Origin of the sequence: Paenibacillus sp. MER 99-2 (genome assembly GCF_023714095.1) — a bacterium.
Lineage (GTDB): Bacteria > Bacillota > Bacilli > Paenibacillales > Paenibacillaceae > Paenibacillus.
Map to the genome: position 1 here is coordinate 30,953 of NZ_JAMAUZ010000011.1, position 17,288 is coordinate 48,240.

At 46.6% G+C, this 17,288-nt stretch carries 14 protein-coding genes; 11 read left to right on the forward strand and 3 right to left on the reverse strand.

The features are described 5' to 3' along the window. Positions 1-167: 167 nt before the first annotated feature. Positions 168-1,718: an MDR family MFS transporter gene (locus tag M3636_RS26395; protein ID WP_251384508.1), complete on the forward strand. Its 1,551-nt coding sequence runs from the start codon at positions 168-170 to the stop codon at positions 1,716-1,718. A 95-nt stretch (positions 1,719-1,813) separates the two neighbouring features. Here M3636_RS26395 and M3636_RS26400 read toward each other — a convergent pair whose 3' ends face one another. After that, positions 1,814-2,275, reverse strand: a complete 462-nt coding sequence (locus tag M3636_RS26400; protein ID WP_128100196.1) for a MarR family winged helix-turn-helix transcriptional regulator — start codon at positions 2,273-2,275, stop codon at positions 1,814-1,816. A 471-nt stretch (positions 2,276-2,746) separates the two neighbouring features. Here M3636_RS26400 and M3636_RS26405 point away from each other — a divergent pair, with 471 nt between their 5' ends. The 5 genes from M3636_RS26405 to M3636_RS26425 all read left to right on the forward strand — a co-directional run bounded on the left by M3636_RS26405 (position 2,747) and on the right by M3636_RS26425 (position 8,122). After that, entirely contained in the window at positions 2,747-4,093 is a 1,347-nt protein-coding gene (locus M3636_RS26405) for a hypothetical protein (protein ID WP_251384509.1), read from the forward strand. Between the two features lie 45 nt (positions 4,094-4,138). Beyond that, entirely contained in the window at positions 4,139-5,440 is a 1,302-nt protein-coding gene (locus M3636_RS26410; protein ID WP_251384510.1) for a hypothetical protein, read from the forward strand. A gap of 162 nt (positions 5,441-5,602) precedes the next feature. Next, entirely contained in the window at positions 5,603-6,337 is a 735-nt protein-coding gene (locus M3636_RS26415) for an ABC transporter ATP-binding protein (protein ID WP_251384511.1), read from the forward strand. A gap of 28 nt (positions 6,338-6,365) precedes the next feature. Then, complete coding sequence (locus M3636_RS26420) at positions 6,366-7,625, forward strand: ABC transporter permease (RefSeq protein WP_251384512.1); 1,260 nt, start codon at positions 6,366-6,368, stop codon at positions 7,623-7,625. 113 nt (positions 7,626-7,738) lie between these two features. Next, positions 7,739-8,122 (forward strand): hypothetical protein, encoded by a 384-nt coding sequence (locus tag M3636_RS26425; protein WP_128100200.1) that lies wholly within the window; start codon positions 7,739-7,741, stop codon positions 8,120-8,122. A gap of 269 nt (positions 8,123-8,391) precedes the next feature. Here the strand turns inward: M3636_RS26425 and M3636_RS26430 are convergent, their stop codons facing one another. Then, complete coding sequence (locus M3636_RS26430) at positions 8,392-9,660, reverse strand: BaiN/RdsA family NAD(P)/FAD-dependent oxidoreductase (protein WP_251384513.1); 1,269 nt, start codon at positions 9,658-9,660, stop codon at positions 8,392-8,394. 305 nt (positions 9,661-9,965) lie between these two features. Here M3636_RS26430 and M3636_RS26435 point away from each other — a divergent pair, with 305 nt between their 5' ends. From M3636_RS26435 to nadE, 3 genes are all read left to right on the forward strand, one after another. Next, positions 9,966-11,660: a two-component system sensor histidine kinase NtrB gene (locus tag M3636_RS26435; RefSeq protein ID WP_251384514.1), complete on the forward strand. Its 1,695-nt coding sequence runs from the start codon at positions 9,966-9,968 to the stop codon at positions 11,658-11,660. Between the two features lie 219 nt (positions 11,661-11,879). Beyond that, on the forward strand, positions 11,880-12,314 hold the full coding sequence (locus M3636_RS26440) for a BrxA/BrxB family bacilliredoxin (RefSeq protein ID WP_128100204.1): 435 nt from the start codon (positions 11,880-11,882) through the stop codon (positions 12,312-12,314). A 137-nt stretch (positions 12,315-12,451) separates the two neighbouring features. Continuing rightward, positions 12,452-13,261 carry an ammonia-dependent NAD(+) synthetase gene (nadE, locus tag M3636_RS26445; RefSeq protein WP_128100205.1) on the forward strand — a complete coding sequence of 270 codons (810 nt, stop codon included), beginning with the start codon at positions 12,452-12,454 and terminating at the stop codon, positions 13,259-13,261. Positions 13,262-13,620: 359 nt separating this feature from the next. Here the strand turns inward: nadE and M3636_RS26450 are convergent, their stop codons facing one another. Further along, a complete protein-coding gene (locus M3636_RS26450; RefSeq protein WP_251384515.1) occupies positions 13,621-14,442 on the reverse strand; it encodes an alpha/beta hydrolase family protein in 822 nt (273 codons plus the stop codon). A 328-nt stretch (positions 14,443-14,770) separates the two neighbouring features. On the opposite strand from M3636_RS26450, the gene acpS reads away from it, so the two are divergent. Beyond that, positions 14,771-15,166, forward strand: a complete 396-nt coding sequence (gene acpS, locus M3636_RS26455; protein WP_251384552.1) for a holo-ACP synthase — start codon at positions 14,771-14,773, stop codon at positions 15,164-15,166. Positions 15,167-15,215: 49 nt separating this feature from the next. After that, positions 15,216-16,556 (forward strand): A/G-specific adenine glycosylase, encoded by a 1,341-nt coding sequence (mutY, locus tag M3636_RS26460; RefSeq protein ID WP_251384553.1) that lies wholly within the window; start codon positions 15,216-15,218, stop codon positions 16,554-16,556. Positions 16,557-17,288: the final 732 nt, after the last annotated feature.

Below are 17,288 nucleotides of genomic sequence, written 5' to 3' on the forward strand. Positions count from 1 at the left end.
AAATAACGTGAAGAAGCAGAGCGGTCGCCTTTATCACCGGATTTTCCCTTTGGAGAAGGGAATCCAAAAAATCTGGGGATAACAGCGATCGGAAGGTTATTCTGTCATCGGAGTGGTGAGTGTAAACATTTTCTGGTTGATATAGAAATGAAGAGAGAAGGGTTCCATTGAATACGACGGGAAATTCCAAACGCAGTCTCATTTTGGCGGGTTTGTTGTTAGCTACCTTTTTGTCCGCCATTGAAGGCACAGTCATTGGGCCGGCAGGGCCGACAATCGTCAGTGAATTGGGTAGTGTGCAATTGCTTAGCTGGATCTTTACGGCATATCTACTCACAATGGCGGTTAGCACCCCGATTTTTGGTAAAATCAGTGATTTGTATGGACGGAAGCCTGTATTCCTAATTGGATGTGCTCTGTTTATACTTGGATCGTTACTATGCAGCTTCTCGCAGAATATGGAGATGCTCATTGTCTTTCGTGCGATCCAGGGAATTGGCGCAGGTGCGGTAGTGCCTGTGACGTTTACGATTATTGGAGATATCTATCCCATTGAGGAACGGGGCAAAATTCAAGGCTGGATTAGCTCTGTATGGGGAATTTCATCTCTGGCGGGGCCGCTATTAGGCGGCTATTTTGTAGATAATCTAGGTTGGCAATGGATATTTGGCTTCAATGTGCCGTTTGGTTTGTTAGCTATGTGGTTTGTATTTCGTTATTTGCATGAAAATGTGTCGCCACGTACTGCCAAAATCGATGTTATGGGTGCGTTGACCTTCACTGTTGGGATTACAGCGCTGCTCTTCGTGTTGTCAGCGGGTGGACAGTATTACGCATGGAGCTCTCCGTTGATCCTGGGACTCAGCGCGATCGCCGTAGCTTTTATCATATTATTCTTCGTAGTTGAAAAGAGAGCTGAAGCTCCGATGGTTCCACTTCACCTCTTCCGCATTCAGGACATTCGTGTGGCGAATATCGCTGGGCTGTTAACCAGCTCACTGATGATCGGTCTTACGAGTTATCTGCCACTGTGGGTGCAGGGGGTACGAGGAGGAAATGCGACTGAATCCGGATTGTTGCTTGCACCGATGTCTGTTGGCTGGCTGATCGGCAGTGTATGGGCAGGTCGCCTCTTGATGAAGATTGGGTCGCGTATGACGTCTCTCATTGGACTAACTGGCATCGTGGTCGGTTCAGGCGGATTATTCCTGGTCGGCGGTTCATCGCCGCAGTATGTTCTGTTTTTATTGACCTTTATCTATGGGCTTGGCTTTGGTTTTGCATTTACGATCTTCACGATCATTGCACAGTCATCTGTAGGGTACCGGGAACGAGGTTCATCCACGGCACTACATACATTCATGCGTACACTGGGACAAACGATTGGTGCGGCAGCTTTTGGTACATGGTTGAACTATCGAATCTCAACGTTATCGAGTGCACAAAATCTTGCGGCTGCTGGCATCTCGGATTCGGATTTGAACGAGTTGTTGGCACCTCATACGGAAACGGTTTTGTCCGACGATCAATGGCGGTTGTTGCGAAGTGTGCTTGAGGGCAGTCTGCATTCCTTGTTCATCATTATGTTTGTGATTGCAATTGTGTCTTGGTTTGCTACGCTAGCTCTACGCAAACGCCTCTTGGTTCCGGAAGACGCAGATTCTCCACAGAAAGTACAAGGCTCTGTGCAAGTGGCTGGTGTGAAAAAGAAAAAATAGTGCGGATGGCTATCCATCGCTAAACGTAAACATATAAATAAAGGCAGCCTAATGAGGCTGCCTTTATTGTTGCTTGCTATTACGAATAGAAGTATTCAGCTATTGGCTGATAACCGATCTGCACCACTCGCCAGTCGTTCCAGTAAGTCTGCGAGTATCGTCTTATCTGCTTCGCTCAAGCCGCTGACGGCACGATCAATCTTGTGAGCATAGCCTGGATAGATATCATCCATTGTGCGTTGCCCTTCTTCTGTTAGTTCCACAAATATAATCCGTCTGTCCTGAGGACAGTGTTTACGGTGTAAAAGTCCTTTTTGCTCTAACTTATCAATAACATACGTAACATTACCACTCTGCAATAGAAGCTGTGCCCCAACCTGTTGAATAGGCTGTGCCCCCTTCATATACAGAACTTCAAGTAAACCATATGCTGTAGGATTGAATCCATGCACTTTGCTTCCAGATACAGCGTGTTCATTCACGCTCTTAAATGTCTTGGCCAAGGTGCGGTACAGATGAAGAGAACGTTCTGTTTCAATTTCTTGTAATTCTAGCATGCTGATCCCGCCTTTACAGTTAGTTATATGGGTTGATACGCTGACGTTTGACGATTCGAATTGTCGCCATGACTGTATTGTAAACCTCTAATTCTACGAAAAACATGCGATATGTCACAAGATCTGCATTTTTAGCATTTAAAATTTAATCATTAATCAAATTCAATAAAATACATATCTAGGTGATCCAATCTCCGATTCATAACGTAACAGAGGTAGAAAGAATAGCTGGGTACAATATTCAATCATTGCATTCCTAATACACAGCATTGGATGGACAAATGCATTCCAGTTGCTGGTTCAGAAGACGGGAAACACTTCAAATTTAAAGTTTTTGCCAAAATAACGTTTGAGTAAACGCCTTCACGTTTAATGAGGAACAGGCACAAATCCCTGTATTCTAATTATTCCTAGGGGAAAACTCGTATGTCTTGTCCCACCAACGCAGCAAGCGAAAGGGGGTGAAGCAACTTGAAGGTAAAGCTACCCAAATCGATTGTACGTCTAGCCAGCATACCACTGGCTGTCCTTGCAGGAACCTTGGTAATAAGTTTAGGTTCATCGCATGTCTATGCGGATGATGCTCAGGCCGCCTCAGAAAAATCCTCTAACGGATTGTCGCTGAATTTGTTTACACGTGATTCAGATGGTGGATTGAACCTGACTCCATCGGTATCTGTATCCACACCATTGCTGGATGTTGAAGTTCCGTCGATCAAAGCGGATGCTTCGGCAGGCAAGCTGAGTGTATCTGAGCTTAAGGTAGACACACCGCTTGGATCGGCTGGAACATCAGAGATTGGCATCGATGCAAATAAGGGAACCGTAGAACTGCCTTCTGTGCAGGCGGATACACCGGTAATTCGGGCAGATGTATCAAGCAGTCAGGTTAACCTGAACGAAGGAACAGCTTCCTTGCCTAGCGTTACCGCAGAGGTACCAGAGGTCATTCAAGCAGAGACGTCTGCTGTGAAAACAGACCTTCGGCAGGGCAAGGTTGAACTACCTTCCGTGAAGGTGAACGTACCTGAAGTAGCTTCGGTAGATGTCTCTTCCTCTGGTGTAGATCTGAGCAAAGGTAAAGTTCAACTCCCATCGGTGGAAGCAACCGTTTCACCCGTAGGCATATCCACAGAAGTTGATCCCGGTAAAGGATCGGTGGACATTCCTGCGGTGAAGCTGGAGAGCCCTGTGAATACATCAGAACAGCCGGTGGTTGTGGAAACAACACAAGTTCCAGCTCTGAATACTACGGAATCTACTGATCCGGTATCATCCCGGGACAACGAAGAAGGACAGGACGTCGCACAGGTTACAGGCAAAGTGACTGAAGTTACCCCTGAACCGACAATTCGTCCAGAAGTTATCCCGCAAGCATTGCCTGTGGAAGGAGTCGATCTAATTCAACATTCTGATGTGAATGTAGGATTACCAGATACCGAGCTGTTCCGCATCGATCAACCATTTGTGAAACCGATCGTTACGGAGCAAGTGCAGAGTAAGACAGATGCAAGTGTGGAAAAAGCAGACAATAATGCAGTGTCTCCCTTGCAGCCGCGTGCAGAGCAATCAACGAGCTGGAATGTTGCAGTAACTTCTCCAGCAGCGGTTAGTGGTTATGGGGGTACAAGCTCCAGCTCGTCTGGTGCATCTGGAGGTGGAGCAACTGCTCAGGTCGTTGCCCTTCCGGGAGCAATAACGAATCTGGTTTTGTCAGATAATGATGTTGGCTTTCGAATAGAACAGCTCGATGGGTTCAGTCAGTGGTCACAAGCGCCGCCAGGTCGGCCGCCGCAATATACCTCTTTCTCTCAATAACAATGGCGTTAATTCAACCAAAAATGAGAAGGAGTGTATATTATCATGAAAAAAGTGAATCGTTGGGTAAAAATGTCGGTACTGTCGGGTACGTTGGTCGCTGGATTGCTGGGAGCTACGCAGGCAACTTATGCAGACAGCTATAGCAATAACAGCAAAGGTAATCTGGATCTGAATGCAGGTTTGCGTCTGGAGCTAGGGTCTCTACTGTCAGGACAACGTGACACAGGTTACGGAAATCAAGGCAGCTATGGAGGTTCATCAAGTGCAACCGGAGCATTGAACTTGGATCTGGGGTTGAATGCTGGCGTATCGTCTGAGAGTACAAGCCGTTACCATAGTCATTCTTCCGATTATACAAATGAGCACAGCAGCTCTGGCAAGTTGGGTCTTGGCCTAAATGCCAATGTTTCGGGAGAAGGTACAACGATGAGCGATTATTCACGAAGCGGCGATGAGCGTAATGTGAACAGCAGCTATGCAAGCGAAAGCCGTGGAGCGTTGGATCTCGGTCTGAACGTAAATGCGGAAGGCGAGAGTGCAACATGGGCTCAATCTGAACGCAATAACAGCGTGAATGACCGTGAACGTACGACGAACAGCAGCTATGCGAGCGAAAGCCGTGGCGCTTTGAATCTCGGTCTGAACGCTAAAGCAGAAGGTGAGAGTGCAACATCGGCTCAATCCGAACGCAATAACAGCGTGAAAGACCGTGAACGTACGACGAATAGTAGCTATGCAAGCGAAAGCCGTGGAGCGTTGGATCTTGGTCTGAACGCTAAAGCAGAAGGCGAGAGTGCAACATGGGCTCAATCCGAACGCAATAACAGCGTGAATGACCGGGAGAACAGCACGAACAGCAGCTACGCGAGTGAAAGCCGTGGCGCACTGGATCTCGGTCTGAACGCTAAAGCAGAAGGCGAGAGTACAACATGGGCTCAATCTGAACGCAATAACAGCGTGAATGATCGTGAACGTACGACGAACAGTAGCTATGCAAGCGAAAGTCGTGGTGCACTGGATCTTGGTCTGAACGCTAATGCAGAAGGAGAGAGTGCAACGTGGGCTCAATCCGAACGCAATAGCAACGTGAATGACCGCGAGAATAGCACGAATAGCAGCTATGCGAGCGAAAGCCGTGGCGCGTTGGATATTAGTCTGAACGTAAATGCGGAAGGAGAGAGTGCAACAATGGCTCAATCCGAACGCAATAACAGCGTGAATGACCGCGAGGACAGCACGAACAGCAGCTATGCAAGCGAAAGCCGTGGCGCGTTGGATCTTGATCTGAATGCCAACGCAGAAGGCGAAAGTGAAACGATGACTGTGGTGGAGAACAATCGATAATATGAGATTTTTACTCTAATAGGAAGAAGCAGGGGCTCCGGAACCCCTGCTTCTTTTTTTATATAATGAAATGCTTAAAATGATCAAACATTTAGCTCATAACTGAATTACAATAATAAGAAAGAAGCAACCCAGCAACGAATTGGGATAGGAGTGAGCACTATGGAGATAGCAAACGAAAGCGTAACATCTCTACAAGAGTCTGTGTTGGACGTACATATTAGTGAAGCTGGGTACGAGGTTGGGCAGTCTACGATCCGAAACATTCATATTCATGTGTCACCAGGCGAGCTGGTAGGCATTATCGGGCCGAACGGAGCGGGAAAAAGTACAACGATTAAGACGATGTTAGGTCTACTTGAACATGCTAACTACGAGGTGAAGATTGGGGGAAAAGGACGTTACGCCTATATTCCGGAACAGCCTGTATTTTACGAATATATGACGTTGTGGGAACATCTTGATCTGGCTGCTGCTGCATATGAAATGGAAGAGGATGTATTCATCACCAGAGCGGAAGAACTGCTGGTTCGATTCGGGATGGATCATGTTCGAGATGATCTGCCCGCCAGCTTCTCCAAAGGCATGCGTCAGAAAATGATGCTGATGATCGGATTTCTCTCTGCCCCGGATGTATATATTGTGGACGAGCCCTTCATTGGCTTAGATCCCCGTGCGACGAAGGATTTCCTGAAGCTACTGGACGAGGAACGCATCCGGGGTGCAGGGGTTCTAATGTCGACACATGTGTTAGATACGGCAGAGCGGATCTGTGATCGCTTTATCCTCATCCATGCTGGGCGCTCGGCTGCAGAAGGAACGCTAGATGAGATTCGGGCTGTTGCAGAACTACCTGAAGCAACATTATTCGACTGTTTTGACATACTGACTTCCTGATACCAAGGATCGAGAGGAGCTGATAGAGGTGGAGGGAGCAGCCAAATCTAGGCAGTATACACCTTTAAGATTATATCGACGTAGGCACCAAGAGCATCTCAGAGAACAATGGAAGAACCTGAAGCTCGTGGTAGATTGGACTGTTTGGTTATACTTGCTAATTCCGGGTGTACTCTATCTGAGCGGATGGTATATCAGTCTGTGGAGCAAGCCGTTGCCACTCTGGGCGACTAATACACCATTGCCATTATTAACACTAATTATCGAAATCGTGATGTTGACGGGTGGAGTGCTTCTTTTTGTGGAAGAGGCCGATGTGTTATTTCTGAAATCTCAGAAGCGTTGGATGCATACTCTGATGCGTCAGGGGATGTACCGAGCGTGTACACTGCATATGGGCAAAATGATGATTGTTACCGGTCTAACCGCACCGTTATGGTACCGGGTCTATGGTATGTCCGTTACTGAGATTCTGCTTCTATGCTTATGGTTTGGTGCGGCTGCTTCGTTACAGGCCATTGCAGTACATATGATCAAAGTTCGTTATACCGGATGGCGACTTGTATTACGATTCATTCCTCTTGCGGTGGGAATGGGGATCATTATGATCGCAGTCACCTCATTCGTTCATGTACAGATGGGCGCTCTATTTATCGCGTTAGGCTGCACAATCCTTCTGACCATTCTGCTCGGTCGTATCCGACTACAGATGCAAGGAACCTTTGAAGGTGATGTACGAGAGGACTTGCGAACAAGGGTGAAATTAACGGCCATCTTGATCAGTCAGGCGGTAAACAAACCGAAAGCTCCGCGTACTAAAACGATGATTTTTCGCAAACCACGCAAACTGTTACGCAATCGTTCTATTGCGAACCGGACTGCCGAAACGGCATACAAGGCCTTTTTTCGCGAATCATCTACGTTGAAATTATATTTTCAGATGGGCAGTCTATCCATTGCGGCAGTAGCTCTGCCTCCTTTTCCCGTGAATGTCATCGTATGCGGGTTGTTGATTATAATGCTGACAGTCATGTTTTATCGTTCATGGGATCATTTTGCTACTTCGGATTATGTGAAGCTGATCTCATATGATTCAGATGCATTGCATCGGGCAGGGCTGATGATGGTACGGATGCTTTTTGTGCCGATTGGTATACTGATGGGGCTAGCACTCGGGTTAACCTGGCTCGGTTGGATGGCAAGTATACTTACCGCAGTGGGTGTTGTGGCAAGTGGGCTGTTAGTTTTATCCGTGGCGGGTGGCATACGACTGACTCGTAGAAACTAAGTTATCACTTCCTTACAAGATTCGCATATCAGGCTGAATATCTGACCATGCTATAGGAGACATATCTCATTAGTGGAAGATAAGACAAGCCCTAACGTAAGGAGGAAAAGATAATGATGAGTGATGGTGAAATTCAAGTGCAGTTCGCAGACCCGAATGCGTTGCTCGCCGCACAAGCAACACTGAATGAGCTTGGTTATAAGCCTTATCAGTCCGGGCCGCTCGAACTATACATTCCTACGGATCGTCAAGATCCTCAGTCCGCGGTAGAGATTGTACAATCTCATGGGGGAAGCGCCGTATTTGCTTCTGCAACAGACGCTGCTAATGCATTTCAGGAATTCTCGATTCCAGCACATATGGTGAATGAGGATTGGAGTGAAGGGTACGCAACTGGGTTACAGGAGAGTCCTTCTGGAGAGGCTCAGCATAACCGGGATAACGATCCTACATTTGATGATTCGGTAGATGGATTCTCAGGCAGTGTGAAGGCGTAAAACGGTGTCAAAATCTAAAAAATGAAAGAATCGTTGAAATAATGCCTATGTGACTCATTAGATCTCGAATCTAGGGAGTTGAGAGCGAGCAGCGTGTTTCAGATTTATTCATTCAAAATAACACTAAAGGGGCTGTCACCTGTCATTTTCATGACTTATGGGACAGCCCCTTTGGGGTGTTTATTTTTTACGTGTAGCTCATTCGTTCATTGCATTAGATAGATCCATGGAGTTAATAGCATCTACATCATCAACTCACCTGTAGCTAGTTAAGCGCGAGCGTGTTTGTATTCAGCTGCATGCATGCCAGCCGTATAGCCTGTAGAGAAGGCAGCCGTGATATTATAACCGCCAGTGTAACCGTGAATGTCCAGCACCTCACCGCAGAAGAATAGCCCAGGCAGTAGCTTGGATTCCATCGTTTTAGGGTATATCTCCTTTAAGTGGACTCCGCCCCCAGTAACAAAGGCTTCTTTGAGCGAGCGAGTTCCGTCTACACGGAAGGTAAAAGATTTCATTAGCCCGCATAGTGTACTAAGCGTACCTTTAGGAAAATGGTGATAGGTAAGTTCGTCGCTAATCTCAGCACGTTTCATCAGTAAGGGAATCATGCGTTCAGGAACCCATGTTTTCAAAATATTTTTGACGGCTTTGCGGGATTCTTGTTCCAGCACCTGTTGAACCTTGTTTTCCAAAGCACCAGGAGATAGATCTGGGAATAGATCAATGCTCATCATGACTTGTGGGTTCCCCGATTTCATCTGAACTTTACGAATGAACTGACTACAACGCAGCGCAATAGGGCCGGATACACCAAAATGGGTGAAGATCATATCCCCTCGATGGGAGATGACAGACTTCCCTTTGGCATCGAGAACGGAAAGTCCTACGTCTCGCAGTGATAATCCCTGTAATTCTTTGGATTGAATCCAGCTCTCACCAGAGACGATAGGCACTTCGGTGGGATATAGCTCAGTGATCGTATGCCCAGCAGACTCAGCCCACGGATAACCGTCACCGGTTGAGCCGGTCTGAGGTACGGACTTACCTCCAGTTGCGATAATGACAGACCGTCCAAGCACCGTTTCACCAGAAGCTAACTTTACACCTTGAACCTGCTGACCATTATGAATAAGTTCTTTTACGGGTTCTTTGGTACGAATTTTTACGCCGAGGGAGACGATTTTGCCTACCAATGCGTCAACGACCGTTTTGGCTTTGTCTGTCACCGGAAACATTCTTCCATTATCCTCTTCTTTGAGGGCAATTCCCAGATTCTCAAAAAAACGCATAATGCCCTGATTGTCCAAATTTTGAAAAGAACTATATAGAAAGCGCCCATTACCGGGGATATGTCGGATTAATTCATCTGTTTCCTTTGCATTGGTCACATTGCAGCGACCACCACCAGAGATGCCCAGCTTGCGCCCAAGATTGTCGCCTTTATCCAGCAGAAGCACAGCGGCTCCATGCTCAGCAGCGGCAACAGAGGCCATGAGACCCGCCGACCCGCCACCGATTACAATTACATCATACATACAATAATTACCTTCTTTTTTCTTTGATTTTGTACAACCCTTTTCCCATCTTTGTACAATAGAATTGTATATAGCTAGATAGATCCAGATATAGATTTAGATGGCCTAGTTTATCTACATCTTGTGCCTAGAATGGTGAACATCGAATGATGCAGGATTATGCCTAAATGGTTCAGTTTTTTGACCATTCATGGTGTATTTCAAGTTCTATTATGCAGTTTTAAGGGATATATTGTAATATACTGTCGCCTATGTTTTAATCAGAAATAATGAGGGAATGCACAGGCGAGGAGGGAGATGGCATAGTGGTTGCGTTGAAAGACATTCTTTTACAAATGCTGCTGGCAGGTGCAGCAGTATTCTTAATTCCCTTATTTCATCTTGGGCTCATCAAGCAAACGATGACCAAGCTTGAACGTACCGGAATGATGCAGCTCGGTCTTGCGATAACCAGTGCATTAAGCATGATACTTTGTTTGCTATTTGCCCTACATGCCAATATTGTGAATATTCCAATCTCCTTAAGTATTGTACCTCTTACACTTGCCATATTATACTGCAAACCCGCAATTGGCTTGACGTTATCCATTCTCCATTTATTAACCTATTGCCTCTTTGCGTATCCCTATAGTCTGTACGGATTTTTAGTTCAAACAGGTATTCTTCTCTATCCTATTGTATGGCTGTCAGCAAGACGATTCAAGCATTATACACGTACTCGCAAAATGACGATGGTCATCTCCATAACTGCAACAGGGCTGGTTGTGGCTAGCTTACTGTGCATTCCACTGATGGGCAGCGATCCCTCGTTAACTCTTTTTCCATCAATTATGATTACACTAGGTTATACGTTAGGCGCCATTATGATAGCAGGTTGTAGCGTCCTTTGGATTGAGCATATGAAACATTACCGTGGTCTTGAACATCACCTATCGGAAGTCCATCATCAGTACATATTGGAAACGGAACAACTTCATCAGATACTTAACGCTGTGCCTTTATCCATTGCTACTGTAGATAAACAAGGAAATGTGAAATTCGTCAATGATACGATGGAACAGACCGCGAAGGAACAGCTTCCATGTACAACCACGCCAGATCTGATCGGGCACCCAGCCAGTCAATTTGTAGAACAGGCTCAGGCGGACAAAATGGAGAGAAGCATTCACAAGGCACTTGTTCATGGTGAAGTCGATGGATTAACAGTACGTTACGGTTCCCATGTATTTCAATCAAGAACGGTACCTATCTACGCATTCTCGACCGACCAGTCTAGAGAGGTCACTGGAGCGATGCTGATTATTCAGGATATTACTGAATTGGAGATGCTGCGAAGTGAGTTGGATAATGTAGATCGTTTGAGTTTAGTGGGACAGATGGCGGCGAGCATTACGCACGAAGTAAGGAATCCGATGGCGGTTGTACGTGGTTTTCTTCAATTAATGCAGGAGAAGAGTCCTGATACGCTTGATCATTATTATCGCATTGTGCTGGAGGAGCTTGATCGGGCGAACAGTATCATTAATGACTTTCTGTCGCTTGCTCAAGATCGAATTGCTGAGAAAGAGGAATATCAGCTACATGACATCATTCATGAACTCAGTCCATTATTGTGGGCAGATGCGAACCTGAGAGGTCAGAGCATCGAGCTTATGTTAGCGCATAATGTACCGAAGTTACATTTGAATTCCAAAGAGATCAAGCAGGTTGTGCTTAATCTGGCTCGCAATGGGATGGAAGCCATGTGTGAGAAGGGGGTATTAACCCTGGAGACACGGGTTGTGAATGATAAAGTAGAACTCTGTGTACGAGATACGGGCTTAGGTATCCCACAAGGAGCCCAGGAGAAGCTATTCGAACCGTTCTACACGACCAAAGCGAAAGGCACGGGGTTAGGGTTATCCATGTGTCTGAGTATCGTTGAACGGCATAATGGAACGATTACTGTTGAATCGGAAGAAGGCAAAGGAACGACCTTTAAAGTCGCATTTGAGCGATAAGAGTTCAGCATATTTTGGCAAGAGAAAAGACATACTACAGATGGAGTAAGCCTTCCCGCAGGTCGTGTCTGAACCTTGCTTTCATTGCATAGCGATGTATAATAGGAATAGCACATCATGGAAACCGTTTTTGTATTGACGGAGAACATGTGAATGTGATTCTATGGTCTTTAACTTTCTCGACAATAATAGAATAACCATTTTTAAGGAGTGAAACGAATGTCTATGTCATTTGATCAATACATGAAAGATATGGTTCAACCGATGCGGGATGAACTGACTCGCTTGGGTATTCAAGAACTGCGTACACCTGAGGAAGTCGAAGTAAGTCTGCCAGATGCCAAAGGTACAGCACTGGTTGTAATCAACTCGGTATGTGGATGTGCTGCTGGTCAGTGCCGTCCAGGAGTTGCTCAAGCATTGCAAAATGATCTTACACCAGATCACTTGTATACCGTATTTGCTGGACAAGATAAAGAAGCTACAGCTAAAGCTCGTGAGTATTTCGCACCTTATCCACCGTCTTCCCCTTCCATCGCACTGATGAAAGACGGAGAACTCGTTCACTTCATCGAGCGTCACCAAGTGGAAGATCGTTCCGCGGAGGAAATTGCTGCTGAGCTTACCAGCGTGTTTGATCGTTACTGCCGTTAATCAGCTCATAAAGCGCCCCGCCCTTCGGATGACCGATGCCGGGGCGTTTCATTTTGAGTAGATAAGGTTATTGAACCATTCGAACCTTTCAAGTGGAACATCAAATTTCATTCTTTAGAAACGGGGTGTGATGAACGATGAGTTTGCAACAACAGATCATCGCTGAATTGAAGGTTAAACCAAGTATTAATGTGGAAGAGGAAGTACGCACACGTGTGGATTTTCTCAAAAAGTATGTAAAAAATTCCGGCACCAAAGGATTGCTAATTGCAATTAGTGGCGGTATCGATAGTGCTGTAGCGGCAGCGCTTTGCAAAAAAGCAACGGACGAGCTGACTGCGGAGAATAATCAAGAGTACAAAACGCTCGGCGTATTCCAGCCTTATGGTGAACAACAGGATATCGATCACAGCTACGCGGTAGCTAAAGCATTTGACCTGAAACATGTGGTGGAAACGAACATCGAGGATGCGGTTAACGAGATCGCACTTGAGGTAGAGCAAGGCTTCAAATCCATGGGTAGCCCGCGTCATATGACGCATCAAGGCAAAGGCAACGTAAAAGCAAGAACACGTATGGTTATGCAATATGCGCTTGCTTTTGAAGAGAGCTTACTTGTAGTAGGTACAGACCATGCTTCGGAAGCAATCACAGGCTTCTACACTAAATGGGGCGATGGCGCGGTGGATATTACACCACTTAGCACGCTGAACAAACGCCAAGTTCGTCAGCTCGCTGCGCATCTAGGTGTTCCGCAAGAGATTCTGGACAAGGCACCATCCGCAGGATTGTGGGAAGGGCAGACCGATGAGACGGAGCTGGGCATCTCGTATGAAGCAAACAGTGATTACCTGGAAGGCAAGCAGATTGATCCTGCTGCACAGGATAAGCTTGAGGCGTTCTATACACGCACACATCACAAACGTAATGCCATCCCTGGCATCTAATAGAAGTGTGAGTTCATCAAGATTAAGTTCCAGTAACGCTAGTAGATGTATTACTTAATGGAGTTAATCATTGAGCTTGTATATCTAAGACGTGTGTTATAAACCGTGTTTTATAACTCCGAAAGGAGTAGATTTTACCGAATTTAGGTTCCGTGCAGGGAGTTTTTTGCAGGTGTACTGATGAGGTACGTCTGGAGAAAACGATGCACAAGGGAAACCAAGCGATGAAAGATGTCCTCAAGTGAGATTTAAGATACGTTCTAATTAACGAAGACTCTGTCTCCACCATCTGCGTGGTTACAGAGTCTTTTTGTGGCGTTCCCTAGTTTATTAAGATATCCAACTATCATGAAATTCGATTACTTCGAATGATTCCATTCATCGATCTGCCGGAGGGTTTCGGATATCGCTTGTTCAAGCTGTGGGGTTGTTTCTTGGAATGGATGTACGGTGTTGAAGGTATGCGTTCCTCCTGGAATCTGATGCCACGGAATATCCGGACGGGCTTGTACTAATGTGGATGAGCCGTCACGAAGGCGTGCGCTGTCCTCTGTCCCTTGAATGAGGACGACGGGAAGTGTGGATTGCGTCAGACGTTCAATGATGGCATACCTTGCCTTATGCTGATCGAGGTCGTTCAGAATCAATACGTCCAGAGGCATCTGCTGTCCGGTTCTTCCGTTCGTAACGTAGCTACGGCCGTGAGTACGCATTTCTTCTTTTTGCTCGGCAGTGAATAAGTCTAGGTTGGTAACGCCGTTCCATGAGCATACACCTGCGATCTGTTCAGGGTGATCCAGCGCGTACACAAGACTTACACCAGCACCGCGGCTATGCCCAACGAGATATACGGGCAGATTGCCAAGCTCAGGGTGCTTAGAGACATATTCAAGTACGGTAGCTAAATCACTGAGTTCCTGGCTATATGTGTTTACGGCGAACTTCTCAAGCTCGGTAAATTGCTGCAAATCTTCCCCTACACCATTATGAGAAAAATTAAAGGTAAGGACATGATAGTTTTCACTTAACTGGGAAGCAGCATAAGGGAACATGCCCCAGTCTTTGAAGCCTTTATATCCATGGACGACAATGATGATACCTTGAGCCGATTGACGGGCAAGAAATGTATTTCCGCGAATAACGGAATTGTCGCCTATGGGTAGTTCAAACGCTGTAGACATGTAGCATTCCTCCTACGTATATTTGGTAGCTAATACTGCACTGAGTCATTCATTCGCCTAGCGATGTGGAACCGAATGGAACGCAAACGCATTTGTTCTACCAATGCGCGTTGGTAATTATTTTAACATAAGCAATATAAACGGATATACTCGCATCTAGGTTCTCCTCCTGCTACAATAGAATACGTGTTCGGATGTACCTTGTAGACGTAAACTCCGGATGGAGAGAGATTAGGGCATCTGTTCATGGAATTCGATTGCAATAGCGAAGCGAAGTGAATAGTTGGGCAACCTTTTATTGTATAAATGATTAAGCGGGTGAATCTTGATGATCGTTGGAATCGGAAATGATGTGCTGGAAATTGCACGCATGCATAAGCTAATGTCTGGGCGACATGCCGAGTCATTTATGGATCGAATTCTGACCCCGGCGGAACGGGAAATTGCGAATCAGCGGGGAAAACGGTTGATTGAATTTGTATCAGGACGTTTCGCGGCCAAAGAGGCGATATCCAAAGCATTTGGCTGTGGTATTGGCGGTACGATGAGCTTTACCGATATTGAAGTGCTGCCTGATCGCAAAGGAAAGCCGGTAGTAACTTTATCTGCTCAGGCTTGGGAGCGTCTTGGTCTGCCCGCCGAGGATCGATATATGATTCATCTGAGCATCACGCATCAGACAGAGCTTGCAGCGGCATTTGCCGTGGTTGAGCGCATGGATTAAGAGAAGTAGTGTGAGAAGAGTAGTAAGGGAATCAGGAGAGGACGGGAACATGGGTTTAATTGAACAAAAGCAACATTTCAGTGTAAATCTGCTGGACTGGTATATGATCAATAGACGAGACTTACCGTGGCGTCGCCACAACAATCCTTATTTTACATGGGTATCCGAGATTATGCTTCAACAGACACGGGTTGATACCGTGATTCCATATTTCAATCGGTTTATTGGCAATTTTCCGACGGTACAAGCCTTGGCTGAAGCCCAGGAAGAAGAGGTGCTGAAGAACTGGGAAGGTCTCGGCTATTATTCTCGTGCGCGTAACCTACAGGCGGCGGCAAGGCAGGTTATGGAGCTGCACGGGGGAGAGATTCCCCAAGATAAACAGGCCGTGTTTGCGTTAAAAGGGGTTGGCCCTTACACAGCAGGGGCCATTCTTAGCATTGCCTTCAACCAACCGCAACCTGCGGTGGATGGCAATGTTATGCGGGTACTGTCCCGATACTTCCTCATTGATGAGGACATTATGAAGGGCAGCACCCGTGTTCTTATGGAAGAGCTCGCAGGAGAGCTCATTCCAGAAGGGCGAGCGCGTGATTTCAATCAGGCGCTCATGGAGCTTGGCGCGCTGGTGTGTACACCCAAAGCGCCGCATTGCCTAACTTGCCCAGTGATGGAGCAATGTTCAGGCCGGATTGCCGGCAGGGAGCTTACGCTGCCGGTCAAAACCAAGGCGAAGCCGCCGCGCCCTGAGCAGCGGCTGGTCGCCATTGTGGAAGGCCGCGGCGCACATCGCGGCCGGGTGCTCGTGCGTCAGCGCCCCGAGAGCGGCCTATTGGCCCGCATGTGGGAGCTGCCGCACGTGCTAGCGGAGCCGCCTGCCAAAGCTGGCAAGAAGGCGGCGCCGCTGGCGGATGAGCCGGCGATGGCGCTGCTCGCCGGCAGTCTGTGGGCGGAGGGCTTCGCTGCCCGCCCGGAAGGGCTGGCTACTCATGCGGAGCATGTGTTCAGCCATATCGTTTGGCAACTGCAGGTGTACAAGTGCACCGAGCAGAGCCAGAGCAGTGAGCTTCCGCTGATTGCAGCGGAAGCGAGAGCCGCCTACGATGCACAGGCGGCAACCAGTACGGATGCAGCTGCCACAGCTTCTGATGGACGATCTGCATCGGCATTTACATCCATGTCCTCAACAACATCAGATCAAGCTATGCACATGCCGACAGATGATGTAGAGATTCTGGAGAATGCTTCTGAGGTGTATATTGGTAAAGGCGATCAGCTAACGTACCGCTGGATAGGGCCAGAAGATATGGACAAGATGGCATTCCCGAATATCTTCTTGAAGCTAATTAGCAGTTATTTTGCTGGCGTGTATGATGATAGTAACGAGTAACGAAGAGTAATAAAGAGTAATAAAGAGTAAATGGGGCTACACCTTACTCTTTGACGTAATAGATAAAGTGCAGAGCACATCCAAGCGGACGGAAACATTCATGTGCCCGGGAGAGGGGACTTTTCATACATGGATGGTGGAAGAGGCGGTCAGGTATGTACCGGTATTGTACCGGAAGAGTAACAATGGCTTATTCCATATTCAAGGTTAACTGTCCGTTTGGAATGTGTAAGAGTGTAGTCGAGCAGGAGTGTTAACGAATAGTACTACCGAATGTACTACCGAATGTACTACCGAATGAACTACGGAAAGAACTTCCGAGAGAACTCTCAAAAGTATGAACAAAAGTACTATCAGGAGTACTACCAGAAGTACTACGAGAAGTACTATTAATAGTGGCTAACGAATCTGGGAGAGCTTATTATGGCGATAAAACTAAAATATAAATTCTAACGAATCTGAATGACGTTATCTTAGTCGAAAACGAACAAATAGGGCATGGACAAGTCCATATTTGGAAAGATAGCGTGTCTCGGATTCCTTAGGTTTCCAAAGATAAGAAATATAGACAGATAGCGTGCCCTCAGTTCATTAGATTGAACGGTGTTAGATAGAACACTAGAGAATAATCTGTGACCCACGCGCAGTTTGTGTCATGACGCAGAGGACAGAGCTATCGGGTATCCTTCGTAGAGGATTAATAAACGGTTTTCGCACCTTAGTTAATCACAT

Bases quoted from the DNA above. Each gene is read 5' to 3' on its own strand.
- M3636_RS26410 (WP_251384510.1), top strand. From the start codon at position 4,139: ATGAAAAAAGTGAATCGTTGGGTAAAAATGTCGGTACTGTCGGGTACG.
- M3636_RS26430 (WP_251384513.1), bottom strand. From the start codon at position 9,660: ATGTATGATGTAATTGTAATCGGTGGCGGGTCGGCGGGTCTCATGGCC.
- M3636_RS26440 (WP_128100204.1), top strand. From the start codon at position 11,880: ATGTCTATGTCATTTGATCAATACATGAAAGATATGGTTCAACCGATG.
- acpS (WP_251384552.1), top strand. From the start codon at position 14,771: ATGATCGTTGGAATCGGAAATGATGTGCTGGAAATTGCACGCATGCAT.
- M3636_RS26400 (WP_128100196.1), bottom strand. From the start codon at position 2,275: ATGCTAGAATTACAAGAAATTGAAACAGAACGTTCTCTTCATCTGTAC.
- mutY (WP_251384553.1), top strand. From the start codon at position 15,216: ATGGGTTTAATTGAACAAAAGCAACATTTCAGTGTAAATCTGCTGGAC.
- M3636_RS26425 (WP_128100200.1), top strand. From the start codon at position 7,739: ATGATGAGTGATGGTGAAATTCAAGTGCAGTTCGCAGACCCGAATGCG.
- nadE (WP_128100205.1), top strand. From the start codon at position 12,452: ATGAGTTTGCAACAACAGATCATCGCTGAATTGAAGGTTAAACCAAGT.
- M3636_RS26415 (WP_251384511.1), top strand. From the start codon at position 5,603: ATGGAGATAGCAAACGAAAGCGTAACATCTCTACAAGAGTCTGTGTTG.
- M3636_RS26450 (WP_251384515.1), bottom strand. From the start codon at position 14,442: ATGTCTACAGCGTTTGAACTACCCATAGGCGACAATTCCGTTATTCGC.